At 64.3% G+C, this 15,901-nt stretch carries 22 protein-coding genes; 12 read left to right on the top strand and 10 right to left on the bottom strand.

Annotated elements, in window-relative coordinates; translation table 11 throughout:
• Positions 1-12 precede the first annotated feature (12 nt).
• A complete protein-coding gene (locus ACFFWD_RS11775) occupies positions 13-612 on the top strand; it encodes a hypothetical protein (RefSeq protein ID WP_376965238.1) in 600 nt (199 codons plus the stop codon).
• 120 nt (positions 613-732) lie between these two features.
• On the top strand, positions 733-1,032 hold the full coding sequence (locus tag ACFFWD_RS11770; RefSeq protein WP_376965105.1) for a copper-binding protein: 300 nt from the start codon (positions 733-735) through the stop codon (positions 1,030-1,032).
• Positions 1,033-1,059: 27 nt separating this feature from the next.
• On the opposite strand, the gene ACFFWD_RS11765 is transcribed toward ACFFWD_RS11770, so the two are convergent.
• Together ACFFWD_RS11765 and ACFFWD_RS11760 are read right to left on the bottom strand one after the other, a co-directional pair.
• Positions 1,060-1,623, bottom strand: coding sequence for a PQQ-dependent catabolism-associated CXXCW motif protein (locus ACFFWD_RS11765; RefSeq protein ID WP_376965103.1), 564 nt, complete (start codon positions 1,621-1,623; stop codon positions 1,060-1,062).
• Positions 1,620-2,501 carry a substrate-binding domain-containing protein gene (locus ACFFWD_RS11760; protein ID WP_376965101.1) on the bottom strand — a complete coding sequence of 294 codons (882 nt, stop codon included), beginning with the start codon at positions 2,499-2,501 and terminating at the stop codon, positions 1,620-1,622. Before ACFFWD_RS11760 ends, ACFFWD_RS11765 begins: the two co-directional genes overlap by 4 nt.
• Before the next feature lie 161 nt (positions 2,502-2,662).
• Between ACFFWD_RS11760 and ACFFWD_RS11755 the strand changes: the two genes are divergently transcribed.
• Positions 2,663-3,589, top strand: coding sequence for a quinoprotein relay system zinc metallohydrolase 2 (locus tag ACFFWD_RS11755; protein ID WP_376965099.1), 927 nt, complete (start codon positions 2,663-2,665; stop codon positions 3,587-3,589).
• A 44-nt stretch (positions 3,590-3,633) separates the two neighbouring features.
• Complete coding sequence (locus tag ACFFWD_RS11750) at positions 3,634-4,464, top strand: quinoprotein dehydrogenase-associated SoxYZ-like carrier (protein ID WP_376965097.1); 831 nt, start codon at positions 3,634-3,636, stop codon at positions 4,462-4,464.
• Positions 4,465-4,671: 207 nt separating this feature from the next.
• On the opposite strand, the gene ACFFWD_RS11745 is transcribed toward ACFFWD_RS11750, so the two are convergent.
• Positions 4,672-5,031: a hypothetical protein gene (locus tag ACFFWD_RS11745; protein WP_376965095.1), complete on the bottom strand. Its 360-nt coding sequence runs from the start codon at positions 5,029-5,031 to the stop codon at positions 4,672-4,674.
• 104 nt (positions 5,032-5,135) lie between these two features.
• Here ACFFWD_RS11745 and ACFFWD_RS11740 point away from each other — a divergent pair, with 104 nt between their 5' ends.
• Genes ACFFWD_RS11740 through ACFFWD_RS11725 form a run of 4 tightly spaced genes read left to right on the top strand, consistent with a single transcriptional unit; the run spans position 5,136 to position 7,924 of the window.
• A complete protein-coding gene (locus tag ACFFWD_RS11740) occupies positions 5,136-6,098 on the top strand; it encodes an ABC transporter substrate-binding protein (RefSeq protein WP_376965236.1) in 963 nt (320 codons plus the stop codon).
• A 1-nt stretch (position 6,099) separates the two neighbouring features.
• Entirely contained in the window at positions 6,100-6,837 is a 738-nt protein-coding gene (locus ACFFWD_RS11735) for an ABC transporter permease (protein WP_376965093.1), read from the top strand.
• Complete coding sequence (locus ACFFWD_RS11730; protein ID WP_376965091.1) at positions 6,827-7,537, top strand: ABC transporter ATP-binding protein; 711 nt, start codon at positions 6,827-6,829, stop codon at positions 7,535-7,537. The genes ACFFWD_RS11735 and ACFFWD_RS11730 overlap by 11 nt, the downstream gene beginning before the upstream one ends.
• 39 nt (positions 7,538-7,576) lie before the next feature.
• Entirely contained in the window at positions 7,577-7,924 is a 348-nt protein-coding gene (locus tag ACFFWD_RS11725) for a hypothetical protein (protein WP_376965089.1), read from the top strand.
• A 4-nt stretch (positions 7,925-7,928) separates the two neighbouring features.
• Here ACFFWD_RS11725 and ACFFWD_RS11720 read toward each other — a convergent pair whose 3' ends face one another.
• The 4 genes from ACFFWD_RS11720 to lanM form a co-directional block, all read right to left on the bottom strand.
• Complete coding sequence (locus ACFFWD_RS11720; protein WP_376965087.1) at positions 7,929-8,165, bottom strand: hypothetical protein; 237 nt, start codon at positions 8,163-8,165, stop codon at positions 7,929-7,931.
• 98 nt (positions 8,166-8,263) lie between these two features.
• Positions 8,264-9,148 (bottom strand): DUF6662 family protein, encoded by an 885-nt coding sequence (locus ACFFWD_RS11715; RefSeq protein WP_376965085.1) that lies wholly within the window; start codon positions 9,146-9,148, stop codon positions 8,264-8,266.
• Between the two features lie 269 nt (positions 9,149-9,417).
• On the bottom strand, positions 9,418-9,498 hold the full coding sequence (gene pqqA, locus ACFFWD_RS11710; RefSeq protein ID WP_296514783.1) for a pyrroloquinoline quinone precursor peptide PqqA: 81 nt from the start codon (positions 9,496-9,498) through the stop codon (positions 9,418-9,420).
• A 349-nt stretch (positions 9,499-9,847) separates the two neighbouring features.
• Complete coding sequence (lanM, locus tag ACFFWD_RS11705; RefSeq protein WP_376965083.1) at positions 9,848-10,246, bottom strand: lanmodulin LanM; 399 nt, start codon at positions 10,244-10,246, stop codon at positions 9,848-9,850.
• A gap of 200 nt (positions 10,247-10,446) precedes the next feature.
• Between lanM and ACFFWD_RS11700 the strand changes: the two genes are divergently transcribed.
• From ACFFWD_RS11700 to ACFFWD_RS11685, 4 genes are all read left to right on the top strand, one after another.
• Positions 10,447-10,695, top strand: a complete 249-nt coding sequence (locus ACFFWD_RS11700; protein WP_376965081.1) for a hypothetical protein — start codon at positions 10,447-10,449, stop codon at positions 10,693-10,695.
• A gap of 295 nt (positions 10,696-10,990) precedes the next feature.
• Positions 10,991-12,655 (top strand): methanol/ethanol family PQQ-dependent dehydrogenase, encoded by a 1,665-nt coding sequence (locus ACFFWD_RS11695; RefSeq protein ID WP_376965079.1) that lies wholly within the window; start codon positions 10,991-10,993, stop codon positions 12,653-12,655.
• A gap of 76 nt (positions 12,656-12,731) precedes the next feature.
• Entirely contained in the window at positions 12,732-13,019 is a 288-nt protein-coding gene (locus tag ACFFWD_RS11690) for a c-type cytochrome (RefSeq protein ID WP_376965234.1), read from the top strand.
• Entirely contained in the window at positions 13,016-13,960 is a 945-nt protein-coding gene (locus tag ACFFWD_RS11685; RefSeq protein WP_376965077.1) for a substrate-binding periplasmic protein, read from the top strand. The genes ACFFWD_RS11690 and ACFFWD_RS11685 overlap by 4 nt, the downstream gene beginning before the upstream one ends.
• Positions 13,961-14,094: 134 nt before the next feature.
• On the opposite strand, the gene ACFFWD_RS11680 is transcribed toward ACFFWD_RS11685, so the two are convergent.
• Genes ACFFWD_RS11680 through ACFFWD_RS11670 form a run of 3 tightly spaced genes read right to left on the bottom strand, consistent with a single transcriptional unit; the run spans position 14,095 to position 15,892 of the window.
• Positions 14,095-14,538 carry a DsrE family protein gene (locus tag ACFFWD_RS11680; RefSeq protein WP_376965075.1) on the bottom strand — a complete coding sequence of 148 codons (444 nt, stop codon included), beginning with the start codon at positions 14,536-14,538 and terminating at the stop codon, positions 14,095-14,097.
• A gap of 8 nt (positions 14,539-14,546) precedes the next feature.
• A complete protein-coding gene (locus ACFFWD_RS11675) occupies positions 14,547-15,449 on the bottom strand; it encodes an alpha/beta hydrolase (RefSeq protein ID WP_376965073.1) in 903 nt (300 codons plus the stop codon).
• A gap of 14 nt (positions 15,450-15,463) precedes the next feature.
• Complete coding sequence (locus ACFFWD_RS11670) at positions 15,464-15,892, bottom strand: DsrE family protein (RefSeq protein ID WP_376965232.1); 429 nt, start codon at positions 15,890-15,892, stop codon at positions 15,464-15,466.
• Positions 15,893-15,901: the final 9 nt, after the last annotated feature.

Raw genomic sequence — 15,901 nt, 5'->3', positions numbered from 1 at the left:
AGTCGGCATGTGATGGTCGGTGCGCTGCTCGCAATTGCGCTGTCGGGCCAGACCGCACATGCCGCCGACCCACGCTATCCCGACTGGCCATGCGCGCAAGCCAAGGTCCCCGAAGTCTCGCTTGCCGCCGTCTGGGCCGGCCCGCCGCTCGACGAGGCCGCGAACAAATGGAAGGACGATCCCCGGATCAACGCGCTGGTGACAAAACTCGCGGCGCGACGCGTTCCGGTGGAGGACGCGCAGAAGGAGATCTCTGATTTCCTGTCGGGCGCTGCTGCCGACAAGGCAACCGCCGGAAAGCTGCTGTTCGCGGGCTTGTTCGAGACGCTTAATGCTCAGCGCTCGTCGGTGCTGAACGGCCTCGAGCGGGTGATGCGCAAGCAGCGCGAGGCCGCCGAGAAGATCCGCTCCGACACGCTGGCGCTGCAGGCCCTGCAGGACACGACGCCGCCCGACCAGGCCAAGGTCGACGAGCTCGGCAATCAGCTGGTCTGGGAGACGCGCATTTTCGAGGATCGCCGGCGGGTGGTGAAATTCGTCTGCGAGGTTCCGACCGCGATCGACCAGCGCCTGTTCGCGCTCGGCCGCACCATCCAGCAGGAGATGGAATAGCAACCGCGACAAATTGGCACGCGCCTCACGAAGCTGTGTGGCGGTGACAGCACTCGGGCGGAACCAAATGCGTCTCCAGGCGGTTGCATCCCACTGTATCTCCGAAACCGGGAGGCATCGATGAGAGCAGGAAAGATCGCCCTGACCAGCCTTTTGGGCGCAGGTCTGGTCACGTCAGCGGCCTTGGCCCAGCAATCGCTATCGGGAATGGTCACCAAGATTGACCGATTGGCCGGAACGATCTCGATCCAGCAGTCGCAGGGGGGCACGGTCGGCACGACCGGCGGCGTGATCCAGGATTTCAAGGTGACCAACGGGGCGATGCTCGAACCCATTCATGCCGGCGACAAGGTGAGCTTCTCGACCTCGGAGAGCGGCGGCAAGACGATGATCGACAAGCTGGAGAAGCAGAAACCGTAACGGCCCCGGCGCTCGCGGGGACGGACGTCACTTCTCCTCGCCCGCGCGCGGCTCCGGCTGCGCATCCGCAAGCGGCAGCAGCGCGCGCTCCCACCCGTCGGTCCCATCGGGATACCAGGCCACGTTGCGATAGCCATAGGACAGCACGCGTTTGGCGGCGTTCCACGACATCCAGCAGTTCTCCTGGCAATAGATCACCAGCAGCATGTCCCTGTCGCCGTGCGATGCGCGGGTGAGCCCCTGCTTCAGATAATCCTCCGTGATTGCGGCAAGCTTTCCGTAGCCTGTGTCCGGCAGCCAGATACTGCCGGGGATGTTTGCCCGCGGCCTGTCGCGCCAGACGGTGCCATCAGGCAGATTGGGCGGCTTCGGCGCGCGCGGCAGCACGTCGATGAAGGCACCGGACTTCGCGCGCCAGATCGCTTCCGCATCCGCGGTCGTCAGCACGCGAGCGCCGGCGAGCGTCGCCGGCACCGGCGCGCGGTAGTCCTCGATGCGATAGTCTTCGGGCTCCTCGGGCCCGTCTTGCCCACAGGCAGGGGCGGCAATGACCAGCGCCGCCGCAAGCATCCCTGCCGATAGCGGCGTCATGGCGACTTGCTGACCGTCTCCGCCGTGATCGGCTGGTTGTTGTCGTCCAGCAACGGGACGCCGAAATCGAGCAGGATCTTGTTGATCGCCGGCTGGTTCTCCTGGATCAATCGGTTGAGCTGCCGCTTCCAGTTCTGATCGGCGGCACGAACGCCCATGCCAATGCGATAGACCAGCTTTGGCCCCGTGGTCTCCTTGACCAATGGTGTGACATGCAACGGCGGATTGGCCTTCTTGGCGTAGTACCCCGCCATCGGGCCCCAAAGGATGCCTGCGTCGATCTCACCCTTGGCAAGATCGCCGATCATGGCCGCGGCCGATGAATCGTAGCGTGTATCGATCATCAGCGGATAGGGCTTGGCATTCCCCATCAGCCCATTGACGGCCATGTTGGTCGCGGGCGGCGTACCCGCGACGATGCCAATATGCTTGCCCTTCAGCCGCTCGTCTTCCAGCGTCGTCACCTCCTCAAGGCCACTGCCCTGCTTGGCCACCAGCGCATAGGCCGTGCGGTAGTAGGGATTGGTGCCTTGCGCGAGGTCATCGCCCTGCGGAAAGCCCATGATGACATCGCAGCGATGCGAGCCGAGCGTCACCCGCACGAAGCCGGTCGCCTGCGGAAAATACATGTAGTCGAGCTTCTTCTGCAGCTTCTCGGCAAAGAGCTCGCCGAGCTTGTTCTCGAATCCCTCGCCCTTGTCGTTGGAGAACGGCAGGTTGCGCGGGTCGGCGCAGATACGCAGCACCTTGGGATCGACCAGCTCGATCGAGAGCTCGCCGCTATCGCTCACTTGGGCCTGCGCGAAGTCGCGGCCGACGAGACAGGCGGCAACACCGGCAAGCGCAAGCAGAATGGGGCGGCGTCCTAAACGTCTCATCACGCGGTCTCCTCTTGATGGGATGGTTCGCCGCCACCCCTGGATTGCTCAGCACGCCATGCCGTGCAACAGGAATAATCCGCTTGACGGCGTCGCGTTGCTTGCTGCAACGCAACCCGGACGTGATCGACCACACGTCGACGTGAAACTGAGGCGGAAACATGGCCCATGGCGTGTCAGTGATCGCGCTGCTCCTGCTACTCGGCGCACCAAGCATAGCGCAGGCGCAGGAGCGCGAATTGCCTGTGAGCGAAGTCGCCCCCGGAATCTTCGTGCACACCGGGGAGACCGCGCTGATGACCCGGGAGAATGCCGGAGCGATTGCAAATGTCGGGTTCGTCGTCGGCGACAGCGCCGTTGCGGTGATCGACACCGGCGGCAGCGTTCGCGAAGGCCGGCAATTGCGCGCGGCGATCCGCAGCCACACCGACAAGCCGGTCCGCTATGTGATCAACACCCACGCCCACCCGGACCATAGCTTCGGCAACGCCGCGTTCTCAGGCGATGGCATCGCCCTGGTCGGCCACAAGAACCTGCCGCGCGCCTTCGCCACCCGAGGGCAATTCTATCTCGACGGCTTTCGTCGTCCCATAGGTGACGACCTGATCAACGAGGTACGGATCGTGCCGCCGACCGTGCAGGTCGCGGACAGGCTCGAACTCGACCTCGGCGCACGAAGGCTGCTGCTGCGAGCTTGGCCGACCGCTCACAGCGACAACGACGTCACGGTGTTCGACGAGCGGACGAGGACGCTGTTTGCCGGGGATCTCGTGTTCCTCGACCATATTCCTGTCGTCGACGGCAGCATCAAAGGCTGGCTGCGCGCACTCGACGAGCTCGCCACCATTCCCGCGCAGCGCGTGGTTCCCGGTCACGGCCCTGTGAGCGAATGGCCCGCGGCGCTCGCCGACGAGCGCCGTTATCTCGAAAGATTGGCGGCCGACGTCCGCGCGCTGATCGCCGCCGGCAAGCCGATCACGGCCGCCGCCGAGGGCGCAGCATCCTCCGAACGATCGCACTGGCGATTGTTCGACGACTACAATGCGCGCAACGCAACCGCCGCATTCTCCGAAATTGAATGGGAATAGGTGCCGCGCCGGCCTATAGTGATGTCGCCCCAGGATTTGCGACCATGACTCGATCTCGCGTACGCCTGCTCTGCATCACAAGCCTGCTCGCGATCGGGCTGGGCACAGGCCTCACGCCTGCGGCCGGCACGGACGCGTATGATCCGTGGCCCGGCCTTGTCCAGGACATCTTCAACAATCGGGCGATGAACGACGGTAGCGACGTTGTTGCCATCGAGATGCCGGCGCGCGCCGAGGACGCCGCGATTGTCCCGGTGACGCTGCGCACGAAACTGTCGCCTGCCGACGGCCGCCGCGTGGTGAGCATCACGCTCGTGATCGACAAGAACCCGGCGCCGATGGCCGCGAAATTCGCGCTTGGCGCGGACGCCAACGTCAGCGAGATTTCGACGCGGGTCCGTGTCAACAACTATACCGATGTGCACGCCGTCGCCGAACTCAGCGACGGCAAGCTCTACATGACCAAGACCTACGTGAAGGCGTCCGGCGGCTGCTCGGCGCCCGCGGCCAAGAACGCCGACGACGCGAAAGCGAGGCTCGGCCAGATGCGCTACCGGCAATTCGCGAAGACAGGCCAGGGCCCGGCGAGCGGCACGCGCGAGGCCCAGATCATGATCGGCCATCCCAACAATTCGGGGCTACAGATGGACCAGGTTACGCAGCTCTACATCCCGGCCTTCTTCGTCAACGAGCTACGCTTGTGGCAGGACGACAGCCCTGTGCTGGCTATGGAGGGCGGGATCTCGATCTCAGAGGATCCCAATATCCGCTTCACCTATGTCTCTAACGGCGCCAAGCGCTTCCGCGCCGAGGCCAAGGACACCGACGGGCACGTCTTCCAGCACGAATGGAAGGCCGACGATTCCGGAACCTGACGCCTGCGCGCGGTGCCGCGCGTCCGATAGTATAGCCTCCAGCCCCTCATGGTGAGGAGCGCGGAACGCGCGTCTCCGGACGACGCTTCGCATCGCCGGGAAAACCATGAGGCCCATCGTGGCCTACATCCTTCGAGACGCCCTGCGGGCTCCGCAGGATGAGGAATAGGAGCGTCCAAAACGCGGAAGGACCGGAAGCAGGAAAGGCTAGAAGCACCTCACCTCGGCTTCCGCCTGCGCCCGCCTGAGGTCGTTGAGCGCGTTCGCGGCCTGTTCGGACGAGCGGAACTGGCCGGCAAGATTGCCCTTCACCTGCGACATGCTGAGCACTGTTTCCGCCGTGACATAGCGCTCATAAGGCACCAGGGAAGCAACGACATCGATCGAGCAGGAGCATTGCTCGATCGCCTGCCGGGTCTCACCATTGGCCTTCATGCAGCCGAAGACATATTCGGCCCGCGCCGAGGTCGGATAGTCGCTGGCCTCCTCGGCCCGCGCGCTCATGTTGGTCGTGACGAGCACGGCCAGGGCGGCGACAATCGGTCGTACCAGTCCAACTCGTGCCATGGTCCTGCTTCCCCTTGTCAAGCTGGACGCTATGCTATGAGTGTAGCACAAAGAAGAAAACTTTTGGGGAAGTGGCTCAAGAGACGATGATCGGTTCTGTTCGCATGCTGCTGGCTGTCGCGATTCTGGCGGCCACCCAGGTCGTCACCTCCGCCGGTGCGGAGACCATCCGCATTGCATCGCAGAAGACCGGGACGCTGGCCTGGGAGCTGGCCGTCATTCGCTCGCACGACCTCGACAAGAAGGCCAACCTCACACTCGAGGTCGTCGAGCTCGCAAGTCCGGAGGCCGGCAAGATCGCGCTCCGCGCCGGCAATGCCGACGTCATGGTGTCGGACTGGCCGTGGGTGTCGCGGGAGCGCACGCTTGGCGCCAGGCTGCAGTTCTATCCCTATTCGAGCGCGCTCGGTGCGGTGATGGTGCCGGCCGCATCGCCGATCAAGACCCTCGCCGAGCTCAAGGGCCGCAAGCTTGCGGTCGCCGGCGGCGCGATCGACAAGAGCTGGCTCCTCTTGCAGGCGTCGTTGAAGCAGGATGGCATCGACCTCAAGTCGCAGTCGACCATCGTCTACGGCGCGCCGCCGCTGCTCGCCGCCAAGGCGCTGGACGGCGAGATGGATGCGACCCTGAACTTCTGGAATTTCTGCGCCACGCTGGAAGCAAAGGGCTTTCGCCGCCTCGCCGGGATCTCAGACATCCTGCCGAAGCTCGGCGCCAAGGGCCGCATCGCGATGATCGGCTATGTCTTCGACGAAGCCTGGGCCAACGCCAACCAGGACGCCGTGGCGCGCTTTGTCGCGATGACCCGCGCGGCAAAGGAGATCCTGGCGACCTCGGACGCCGAGTGGAACGTGATCGCGCCACTGACCGGGGCAGCGGACGCGGCCACGCTGCGCGCCTATCGCGACCGCTACCGCGAAGGCATCCCGCGCCGCCCGATCGCCGATGAGGAGGCGGACGCGCGCGTGCTGTACCGCGTGCTGGCACAGATTGGCGGCCGCGAGCTCGTGGGCACGGCAACAGAGCTCGACCCGGGCACGTACTATCACGCTATACCCGGAGACTGAGGTGCTGCGTCTCCTGTCATTCGCGCTGTTCATCGCAACCTGGTGGATCGGCTCGCTCGCAATCGGCGATGCCAAGCTGCCGGCGCCGCCCGTCGTGCTGGCGACGATGATCACCGAGGCCAGATCCGGCGCATTGTTCGCCAATCTCGGCGCGACATTGGCCCGTGTCGCGCTCGCCTTCACGCTTGCGATGGCGCTTGGATCTGCGATCGGCTACCTGATGGGCCGGGTGCGGCTCGCCAACCGGCTCGGCGATCCCTGGCTGATCCTGCTGCTCAATTTGCCGGCGCTGGTCGTCATCGTGCTTGCCTATATCTGGGCCGGGCTGACCGAAGTCGCCGCGATCGCGGCGATCGCGATCAACAAGCTACCGACCGCGGTCGTCACCCTGCGTGAAGGTGCCCGCGCGCTTGATCCGGCGCTCGACGAGATGGCGACGGTATTTGCCGTCCCGCGCGGGCGCACCTTCCGCCACGTGATCCTGCCGCAGCTTGCGCCCTACATCGCGGCGGCGGCGCGGTCCGGCCTCTCTTTGGTCTGGAAGATCGTCCTGGTCGCCGAGCTGCTCGGGCGGCCGAACGGCGTCGGCTTCGAGATCGGGGTTGCCTTCCAGCTGTTCGACATTCCGCTCCTGCTCGCCTATTCGCTGAGCTTTGCGGCGGTGGTGCTCGTCATCGAAACCCTGCTGGTGCAGCCGTTCGAAACCAGGCTATCGCGGTGGCGGCTCCGTGCGGCTTGACGTCAACATCACCGGCAAGAGCTTCGAAAGCGCGGTCGGCAAGCGGCACGACGTGCTGTCGGGCGTCGCGTTCACGCTGGATGCCGGCGAAGTCGGCGTGGTGTTCGGTCCCTCCGGCTGCGGCAAGAGCACAATCCTCAGGATCCTCGCCGGCCTCGATCATGACTATCAGGGGCACGTTGCGCGGCCGGCCGGCGCGCGGCTCGGCATGGTGTTTCAGGAGCCGCGCCTGTTGCCCTGGCGCTCGGTCGAGGAGAATGTGCGGCTCGCCGCCCCTGCTATCGACGACGGCAGGCTTTCGACCCTGTTCGATGTACTCGAGCTCAGCGTCCATCGCGGGCATTTCCCCGGCGAGCTGTCGCTCGGCCTCGCCCGCCGTGTCGCGCTCGCCCGCGCCTTTGCCGTCGAACCAGACTTCCTGATCCTCGATGAGCCGTTGGCCTCACTTGACGGTGCGCTCGCCGGGCGGCTGCGCGACGAGATCGCCACGCTCGTCGCCGGCCGGACGATGATAACGCTGCTCGTCACCCACGATCTTGACGACGCGGTCCGCCTCGGCGACCGCCTGTTCTTCCTGTCGGCACGCCCGGCCCGTATCGTTCACGTCGAGACGATTGCGACGCCCCGCGCCGGCCGCAGCGAGGACGAGATCAACGACATCAAGGCGCGCCTCGCGGCGTTGGACCTTGCAAATATGTGAGACGCGGTCATCCTTGATCAAAATGCGAAGGAGGTTCTGATGTCGCGTGCGTGGCTTGTCGCTGGGGTCTCATTGATCGTGCTGCCGGGCATCGCGCTTGCGCAGGGCAAGGGCATCCGCCTGTGGAATCTCACCAGCGCGACCATCTCCGGCTTCCAGCTGTCGCCGGCGGGCAAGAATGACTGGGGTCCGAACCAGACGCTGAACGACAAGGACAAGGAGGTCGACCACGACGAGCGCCTCAAGATCACCGGCGTCGAGCCCGGCCGCTACGACGCCAAGGTCAGCTATCGCGGCTCGAAGCAGTGCTTGGTCCGCGATATCGAGATCAAAGCGGACGCGGTGTTCTCGATTTCCGACAAGGATCTGAAGGATTGCAGCAAGTAGGCGCTCAACCCGCCGGGCCGACGCCGCCCGTGCCGGCACGGTCATTCCGGTGCGGATATTCGCAGCGCCACCTCACCGCGGTCCATTTCGGATGCTCGCCGACCCACTGCGCGATATAGGGCGGCGCGGCCATCACGCATTGCTGCAGCGAGCCGCTCCAGTTGAACAGGAGATGCTGCTCCTCGCAGGTGGCCGGCGAAAGCACGGCACAGACGGTGACGATCAGATCGATCGGGTTCATGCGCGTAATCCTGAGAACGTGCCTGCGAGTAGATAACACGTCGAGATACGTTACGCGCCTCGCGTGGTTTCACAGCCCTGTGAGCCGCCACGGGAACCCTAGAAATTGACGCCAAATACCAGCCGCGCCTGGTGGCGTTCGAAATTCACCAGGTCGAGCGAGGCATTGGTCCCGGCCGGACGCCCCCAGGCCTGGACGCTCCAGGTCGCGGTCAGCCGCGAGCGTTCGGAGATCTGCCAATAGGCCGTCGGGCCGATGAACAGCGCCTGGCCGGCGAATTCGTCGAGGCCGATCCCCTCATACTTCCGGAAATAGCGCGCCTCACCGCCGATCAGGATGTCCGGACGAACTCGCGCCATAAGCCCGAACGCCGCGCCGACCGTGGCCTCCTGTTCCGCGGCGCCACTCCGCGGCATCCGCGTCCACTCCGGCTCGTAGATCAGGTTGAGCGCGGCCACGGCGACGTTCGGGATCACCTCATGGTCGAACGCCAGCGTGAACTCGGTGCCGTAGCCGCGCACCACGGAGGCCGTGGTTTCATCGACGCGGTCGGCGTGGGTTTCCGCCGCCAGCGTCAGGCCGAACGGCGCGGTCGCGCGATCGAGAAACCGGTAACGGAAATCCACCGAGACGTTCTGCCATGACAATTGGCGGCGGTCATCAAGGCCGGAGACGCCGCCGATGTCGTGCGCCATGAACGCCGTTCCGAGCTCGATGCGGAAATTCTCAACCGGGACGAATTCCAGTTCGAGTTGCTGGCTGATCGCGCGATAGCGACCACTGTCCCTGGAGAAGCGCCCGGTGGTCTGGGTCTGGAATTCGCGCTCGCCCCGATTGCCGACGTCGGTGCCGATCATGAAGCCGAAAATGTGCTCGGTATCGATGTCTTCGGCCTGCACGGCAAATGGCCACACGACGACAAGAGCCGCGACCGCTGCGCAGAACGCCGTTGCCCGACGGGCCGTTTTGGTGACGAGAATCATGAGCCCTTGTGAACCGCAAGACCGCGGCGCGGAACTGCAGCCTAGGGCAACCATGGCCGGCGGGCAAATCGATGGGCATGCCGCAACCAAGCACCTCGCGCACCTCGGCAAATGAGGTGTCGATATCCACGTCGATATGAAGAACCTGTGAGCGGAGCCTGACGGCCCTCGTCAAACGCAGGCCGCCGCAGGGAATTCGGGAGCCGTAGAGCTGGACGCCTGCCGCGGCTCGATGCAGCAAGCTGCACGAGCCGGGCAGGTCGCCTCACTTACTTGCGCGCAGCGCAGGCGTACATGTTGATTTCCATGCCCACCGACACTTCGACGATCTTCGGAGTTTTCCAGGTCATTCGGGTCCTCCCAAGCAAATTGGCGCAAACCTCGCGCCGCGCCGGAAGCTAGGGCCACGTCCAGTCCAGTGCAAGTCGGGGTGGTGGCAGCCGACTTCGCTACTGGACATGCCGGATCGTCCAAGGGTCCGGTGACGCATCCCGAGATTCCAGGAATCGGGAAATCCGGACGTTGTTCCGTCACACGTTTTTCGCTTCACGCCGCGCGTTGCGCCGGAGAGCAAAGCCATTCGCTCCGGACATGTCTTGCCCAGGAGGGAAATCGCAACTTTTTTTGTCACGAGCCAACGCAGCATCGACTCGGCAGTCACCGGCCTCTCCCGGACCAGCCGAAGGGTAGCGCCTCACCCTACTTGAGCAGGCGCAACAGCGCCCGACCGGCACGCGAATTCAGCTCCTTCGCATCCAGCGTTCCGTCGTGATCGGGATCAGCGGCATTGAAGCGCTGCTCCACGACGGCAAGGTATTCGTCGAGCGTCAACGTCCCATCGTGATCGGGGTCCGCGGCGGCAAGCTCCTTTGCGGTGAGCCTGCCCCTCAATTCACGGACGTCAAGCGTGCCGTCATGATCCGGATCCAGCCTCGCAAACAAGGCCGTAGCAGCCTTCTTGGCCTCGGCCAGATCGACGGTGCCGTCATTGTCGGGATCAAGCATCTCGAGCACGCTGCGGCGGCGCGACTTCGCCAGGGCGGGCCCCGAAACGACGGCGAGAGCCAAGGTCAAAGCAACGGATCGACGCGATATCATTGTCTGTCTCCTTCAATCCGAACGCCGTAGAACATTATCCATAAGTCGTTACGCACCATAGCAGTTTCACTCAGTGCCCGCACAAGCCACGCAAAATATCGCCGCGCGCTTGTCGGGTTTCGGGTGGACGCAGCGGGTCGTTAGGACGACATGTTCGATCTCGCGCTTGCATTGCACCATAGGAATATGTGAGGCCATCCATGCGCTGCACGTCAATCACGGCACTGCACTGCGTCTTCGCGCTCTGCTTGATCGCGTCGGCGCCGGCCCAGACCGTTCAGCCAACCCCGCACGATGATGCAGCCAAGCGGCAAGGCGCGCTCACCGGCAAGGAGAGGCTCGGCCCCAAATGGACGGACGAACAGCGCATCGACAATTGCAACGTGCCGCCCGACAAACGCGGTGCAAAGCCGCGGTCGAGTGCCTGTCCGCACGCGCCGCCGAGCTGACCGAGTAAGCCAGACCCGCATGCTTCCAAATTGCACGATCTCGCTGCACCACACAAAACGAGATGGCCGGCGTAGCGCGTAAACGCAAAACATCGTGCCGATCAGCTGACGGTGGCGTCGGTTATGCCAGCGCCAATTCGCCAATGGGTGTTGTGAACACGTCGGTCCGTGCGGCGCGCCTGTTTTGCAGGCTCAGGCTTCGCCTTCCTTTTCATATTGACGCGTTTTGGTTTCAGGCGGATGGTTGCACCTGCAACGTCAATAGGCGTGCACAAGAGTCCATTGGGAGGAACTGATGAAACGCATTGCGCTGGCCGCAAGCCTCGTGATTCTTGCATCCTATGGTGCAAGCGCCCAGACCAACGACGAGTTGATCAAGGGTGCGACCGACACATCGAACGTTCTCAACTACGGCATGGGTTACAATCTGCAGCGGTTCAGCCCGCTCACGCAGATCAACAAGGACAACGCAAAGAACCTCGTTCCCGTTTGGAATTATAGTTTCTCCGACGACCGCAGCGAAGAATCGCAGCCGCTCGTCTACCAGGGCGTCATCTACGTCACCACGAACAATGCGACGATGGCGGTCGACGCCAAGACCGGCAAGCAGATCTGGAAGACCAAGGTCGAGTATCCGGCCGAGACACCGCGGATCGTCTGCTGCGGCATCATCAACCGCGGCGCCGCTCTGTATGACGGCAAGGTGTTCCGCACCACGCTCGACGCCAATGTGATCGCGCTCGACGCCAAGACCGGCAAGGAGCTGTGGCGACAAAAGGCCGCCGACATCAAGGAAGGCTACTCGATGACGGTGGCACCGCTGGTCGCCGACGGCGTCGTGATCACCGGCATGTCCGGCGCCGAGTTCGGCACCCGCGGCTTCATCGACGGCTGGGATCCGGCGACAGGAAAACGTCTCTGGCGCACCTACTCGGTCCCGTCCCCGGATGAGCCCGGTGGCGACACCTGGAAGGGCGACACCTGGAAGCTCGGCGGCGGGTCGACCTGGATCACCGGCTCCTATGATCCCGAGCTGAACACGGTCTATTGGGGCATAGGCAATCCCGGACCGTTCAACTCGGCAGTGCGTCCCGGCGACAACCTCTACACCTGCGCGGTGCTCGCGCTCGATCCGAAGACCGGCAAGATCAAGTGGCACTATCAGTTCTCGCCGAACAACCCGTTCGACTATGACGCGGTTGCCGAGATGGTGCTTGCCGACATGACCATCGAAGGCAAGCCGACCAAGGTGCTGATGGACGCCAACCGCAACGGCTTCTTCTACGTGCTCGATCGCACCAATGGGAAGCTGCTCGCGGCCAATCCTTACGTGACCGTCAACTGGGCGAGCGGCATCGACATGAAGACCGGCCGTCCGATCGAGACCGACGTCACCAAGGACGCGCGTGACGGCAAGAAGGTCCTGGTCCAGCCGTCGATCCTCGGCGGCAAGAACTGGGAGCCGATGTCGTACAGTCCCAAGACCGGCCTCGCCTACGCCAATACGCTCAACATCGGCGGCAACTACAAGTCCGAGCCCGCAACCTACAAGCAGGGCGAATGGTATGTCGGCATGGATCTGACCGACCCCTGGGCATGGCCGAACGGACCGCGCGGCCATCTCAAGGCGATCGACCCCATGACCGGAAAGAGCAAATGGGAAGTGGCGAGCGACATCCCGCGCTTTTCCGGCGTGCTCTCGACCGCAGGCGGCGTCGTGTTCTCCGGGCAGTTGACCGGCGAGTTCGACGCGTTCGACGCCGACACTGGCAACAAGCTCTGGGGCTTCCAGACCGGCTCCGGCATCGAAGGTCAGCCGGTGACCTGGCAGCAGGATGGCGTTCAGTACGTCGCTGTCGCTTCGGGCTATGGCGGCGTGTACTCGATCTTCTCCGGCGACGAGCGGCTTGCGAAGGTGCCGACCGGCGGCTCGCTGTGGGTTTTCGCGGTCAAGAACTGAGCGCGGATCGCACGTGACTGAAAGAGCAACTCTGTGGACGGCGGCGATGTTCGCCGCCGTCGCGGCGACCTCGATCATGCTGATCCCGGCTGCCGCACAGCAACCCGGTGCCAACGATCTCGCGGGCCTGGCCGACCAGGGCAAGGTGACCTACGCGAAGACCTGCTCGCACTGCCACGGGCCCAACATGGTCAATTCCGGCACGGTCACGCCGGACCTGCGCGCCTTTCCCGACGACAAGACGCGCTTCGTCACGACCGTCAAGCAAGGCAAGAACGGCAAAATGCCGCCCTGGGCCGACATCCTGAGCGAGCAGGAGATCGCCGACCTCTGGGCCTTTGTCGTGAGCCGGAGGAATCCATGAGAGCGATCCTTGCCGCCCCGGTGACTGCGCTCCTTCTTGCGGGGGCGATGGTGACGACGGCACAAGCCGCCGACGAGCCGCTCAAGGTCTGTCTCGACGAGGACCTGCCGCCGCTGTCGGCGCATCATCGCGGCAAGCCCGATTCGGGCTTCGACGTCGCGCTCGCGCAGACTATCGCGGAACGGCTCGGGCGGCCGCTCAAGATCCAGTGGTTCGAGAGCAAGCTCGACGAGGACTCGAGCCCGGCGCTCGAGGCCAATGCCCTGCTCTCCGATGGTCGCTGCTCGCTGGTCGGCGGCTACGCGCTGACCAAGGACTCGCTCGTCGTGCCCGGCGTGAAGACGGCAAGGCTGCCGGACTTCGACGGCGCCACGCGCGACGATCGTCGCCGGCGTATTCCGGTCGGCGTGCTGATCCATAGCCAGCCCTATAACTATTCGCCGATGACCGTCGTGCTCGGCCCCAAGGCCAGGGACAAGATCAAGGAGCGCAAGATCGCCGGCATCGGCGATCTCGCAGGCCTGCGCATCGCGATCGAAAGCGGCACGCTCGGCGACGCTGTTCTCATGACTTTCGACAAGGGCAAGCTGATCGACGACATCACGCATCTCGTGCCTGGCCGCAGCGACCTGCTCGGCGATCTCGATCGCGGCGAGTATGACGCCACATTGCTCGACCTGCGCCGGTTCGACGCCTACCGCGCGGGCCATCCCGACACCAAGATCGCGCCGTCCGGCTACTACTATCCAATCGGCGCCAACAGAGGCTATGTCGCGCTCGAAACCGACAAGGCGTTGCTGGAAGCGGTCAACAAGGTGCTGTCGGACCTGCAAGGTGCAGGCACGATCGCTCAGCTCGGCCAAGCCGCCGGCCTGACCTACCTCGCTCCGCGCGAGCCGATCATCCTCGGCGATGTCTGGCTGAAGGTGCTGAACAGGTAGGGCGCGGCCGGCACAGCGCGCGAGAGGATGCGGACGCGCATCATCTTCCGTTGCGCTGTGTCGACGAAGGAGTTGGCCTGATCCGGCGTCCTCAGGCGATCGCGATCGGCCTGATCGGCGATCCCACGCCCGGATCAAGGACGAAGATAGGCGTACCCCTGCTGCTGCAACTCCGTCAGCCGCACCACGCCGCCCTTTTCTGCCGCTACAAAGCCGGGCGTCAGATCGTCGAGCTTCACGCCCTGTGCCTTCATCGTGTTGGCGCAGGCTTCGAAGCTGACGCCGGCCTGCACCAGCTTCTGCATCATCGATATGGTGTGGTCGTCGGCAGACAGCGCATGGAAGGCACGAAGCGCCGGGCCGTGAACAACCAGCCTGATGTCAGCTTTGCCCGCTCCACCCACACCATCGACATGGTTTTGCAGATTGCCGAGCACGAAGACAACGCGATCGATATCGGCGAGGTGATAGGCAACGCGGTGGCTTGCGGGCTGCTCGGTCGCCGCCGACGCCTCCCGCACGCCAACTCCACCAAGCAATCCGGCAAGGCTCGCGCGAAGCAAAGATCGACGTTGCATGGGTCCCCCTAGCGTGTCTTGTTGATGAACTCAGCGATGCGGTCAGCGGCGTCTTCCGCGAACAGATCGCGGAAGAAATGATCGGCATCCTCGATCTTTTCGAGCTGCACGCGGCCACGGCTCGCCGCAACCAGCGGAGCGAAGGAGGCCATCACATCGGACACAACGGAATCCTTGGTTGCGGCTAGCACAAGCACCGGCACCTTGGATTGCGCAATCAGCGAGGCCGTATCCTGGTTCGGACCGGCGCCGTAGAAGGAGAGGAAAGCCCGAGGGGTCACCACGGCATTGCGGCAATAGATGAAGCCGGGCACATCCATCCATTCGCCGCCTCGCCCGGCCGCGACGGCCGTCGTCGCCTGCTCCAGGAGCGGCTCAATCGGCTTGCCGTAGGTCGCGGCATAGGAGGCCCGCAGGGCTTGCTCTGCGCCTGCGGTCACCGGTGCCAGCAGCACGGCCGCCGCAACCGGCGTCTCTCCATCAGCCAAATAGCGCGCCACCTGGTTGCCGCCCCGCGAGTGGCCGAGCACAAAGACCCGCTGCGACAGGCTCCGGGCGCGGCTCACCCAGGCGCCGATTTCCGCGACCGCATCTTCCGCGACATAATCGTGGCGCGTGGCGCAGTCATACATCCCCCTGCGGCGATCGAGCCCCAACGACAGCGTGTGGGCCAGCGAGGCGATGCCGCGCTGCTCAAGCGCCTTTGCGACGCCTTGAATGACCTCCATGTCCTTGTGGGCAAGCGTGCCATGGGTCATCACCACGAGCGGGGCATCGGCCCCCATCGATACGGGCGTGCGCAGCGTGGCGAGGACCGTGCGGCCCGCCACCGACAATTCGAGCTCCTGATCGGCGGCACCAGCGGTGCAGACGAACGAAAGCGCGATCAGAACTCCCACCAGCCATCGCATCAGCAGCTCACCCCCTAAGGACGGACGATCGTCCAGTGCTTTTCCGCAAGATCCATCAGCGCCGCGACGCCGACCTGGGTCACCGTGACACCCGGCAGCAACGGCGGCTGCCGGCCTTCCTTGGCGGCGAGCGTTTCGATCGTGTTGCCACAGGCCACGAAGCTCACATTCGGCATCGACTTCAGGAAATTCGCCAGCCGTTCCTTCACCGGCGAACGATCTTCGAGGACCATATCAAGGCCGCCGTTGAAGGCGACCACCACGATATCGACGTCCTTACCCTGCCCCGAATAATGGCGCGAGACGTTCGCAGCGACGTCGAGAACGGCGCGCATCTTGGCCGGCTCGCCGTCACTGATCTGGAGCACCAGCCGATGCGGCTCGGATGCTGTGGCCCGGACGGTGCAAACTGCAATGACGAAGCCGGCGACGAGCGCGCGCAATAAGGCGCC

Source organism: Bradyrhizobium erythrophlei (assembly GCF_042430365.1).
GTDB lineage: Bacteria > Pseudomonadota > Alphaproteobacteria > Rhizobiales > Xanthobacteraceae > Bradyrhizobium > Bradyrhizobium erythrophlei.
The sequence above is the reverse complement of the archived record's forward strand: the minus strand, read 5'-3'. Positions and strand labels throughout refer to the sequence as shown.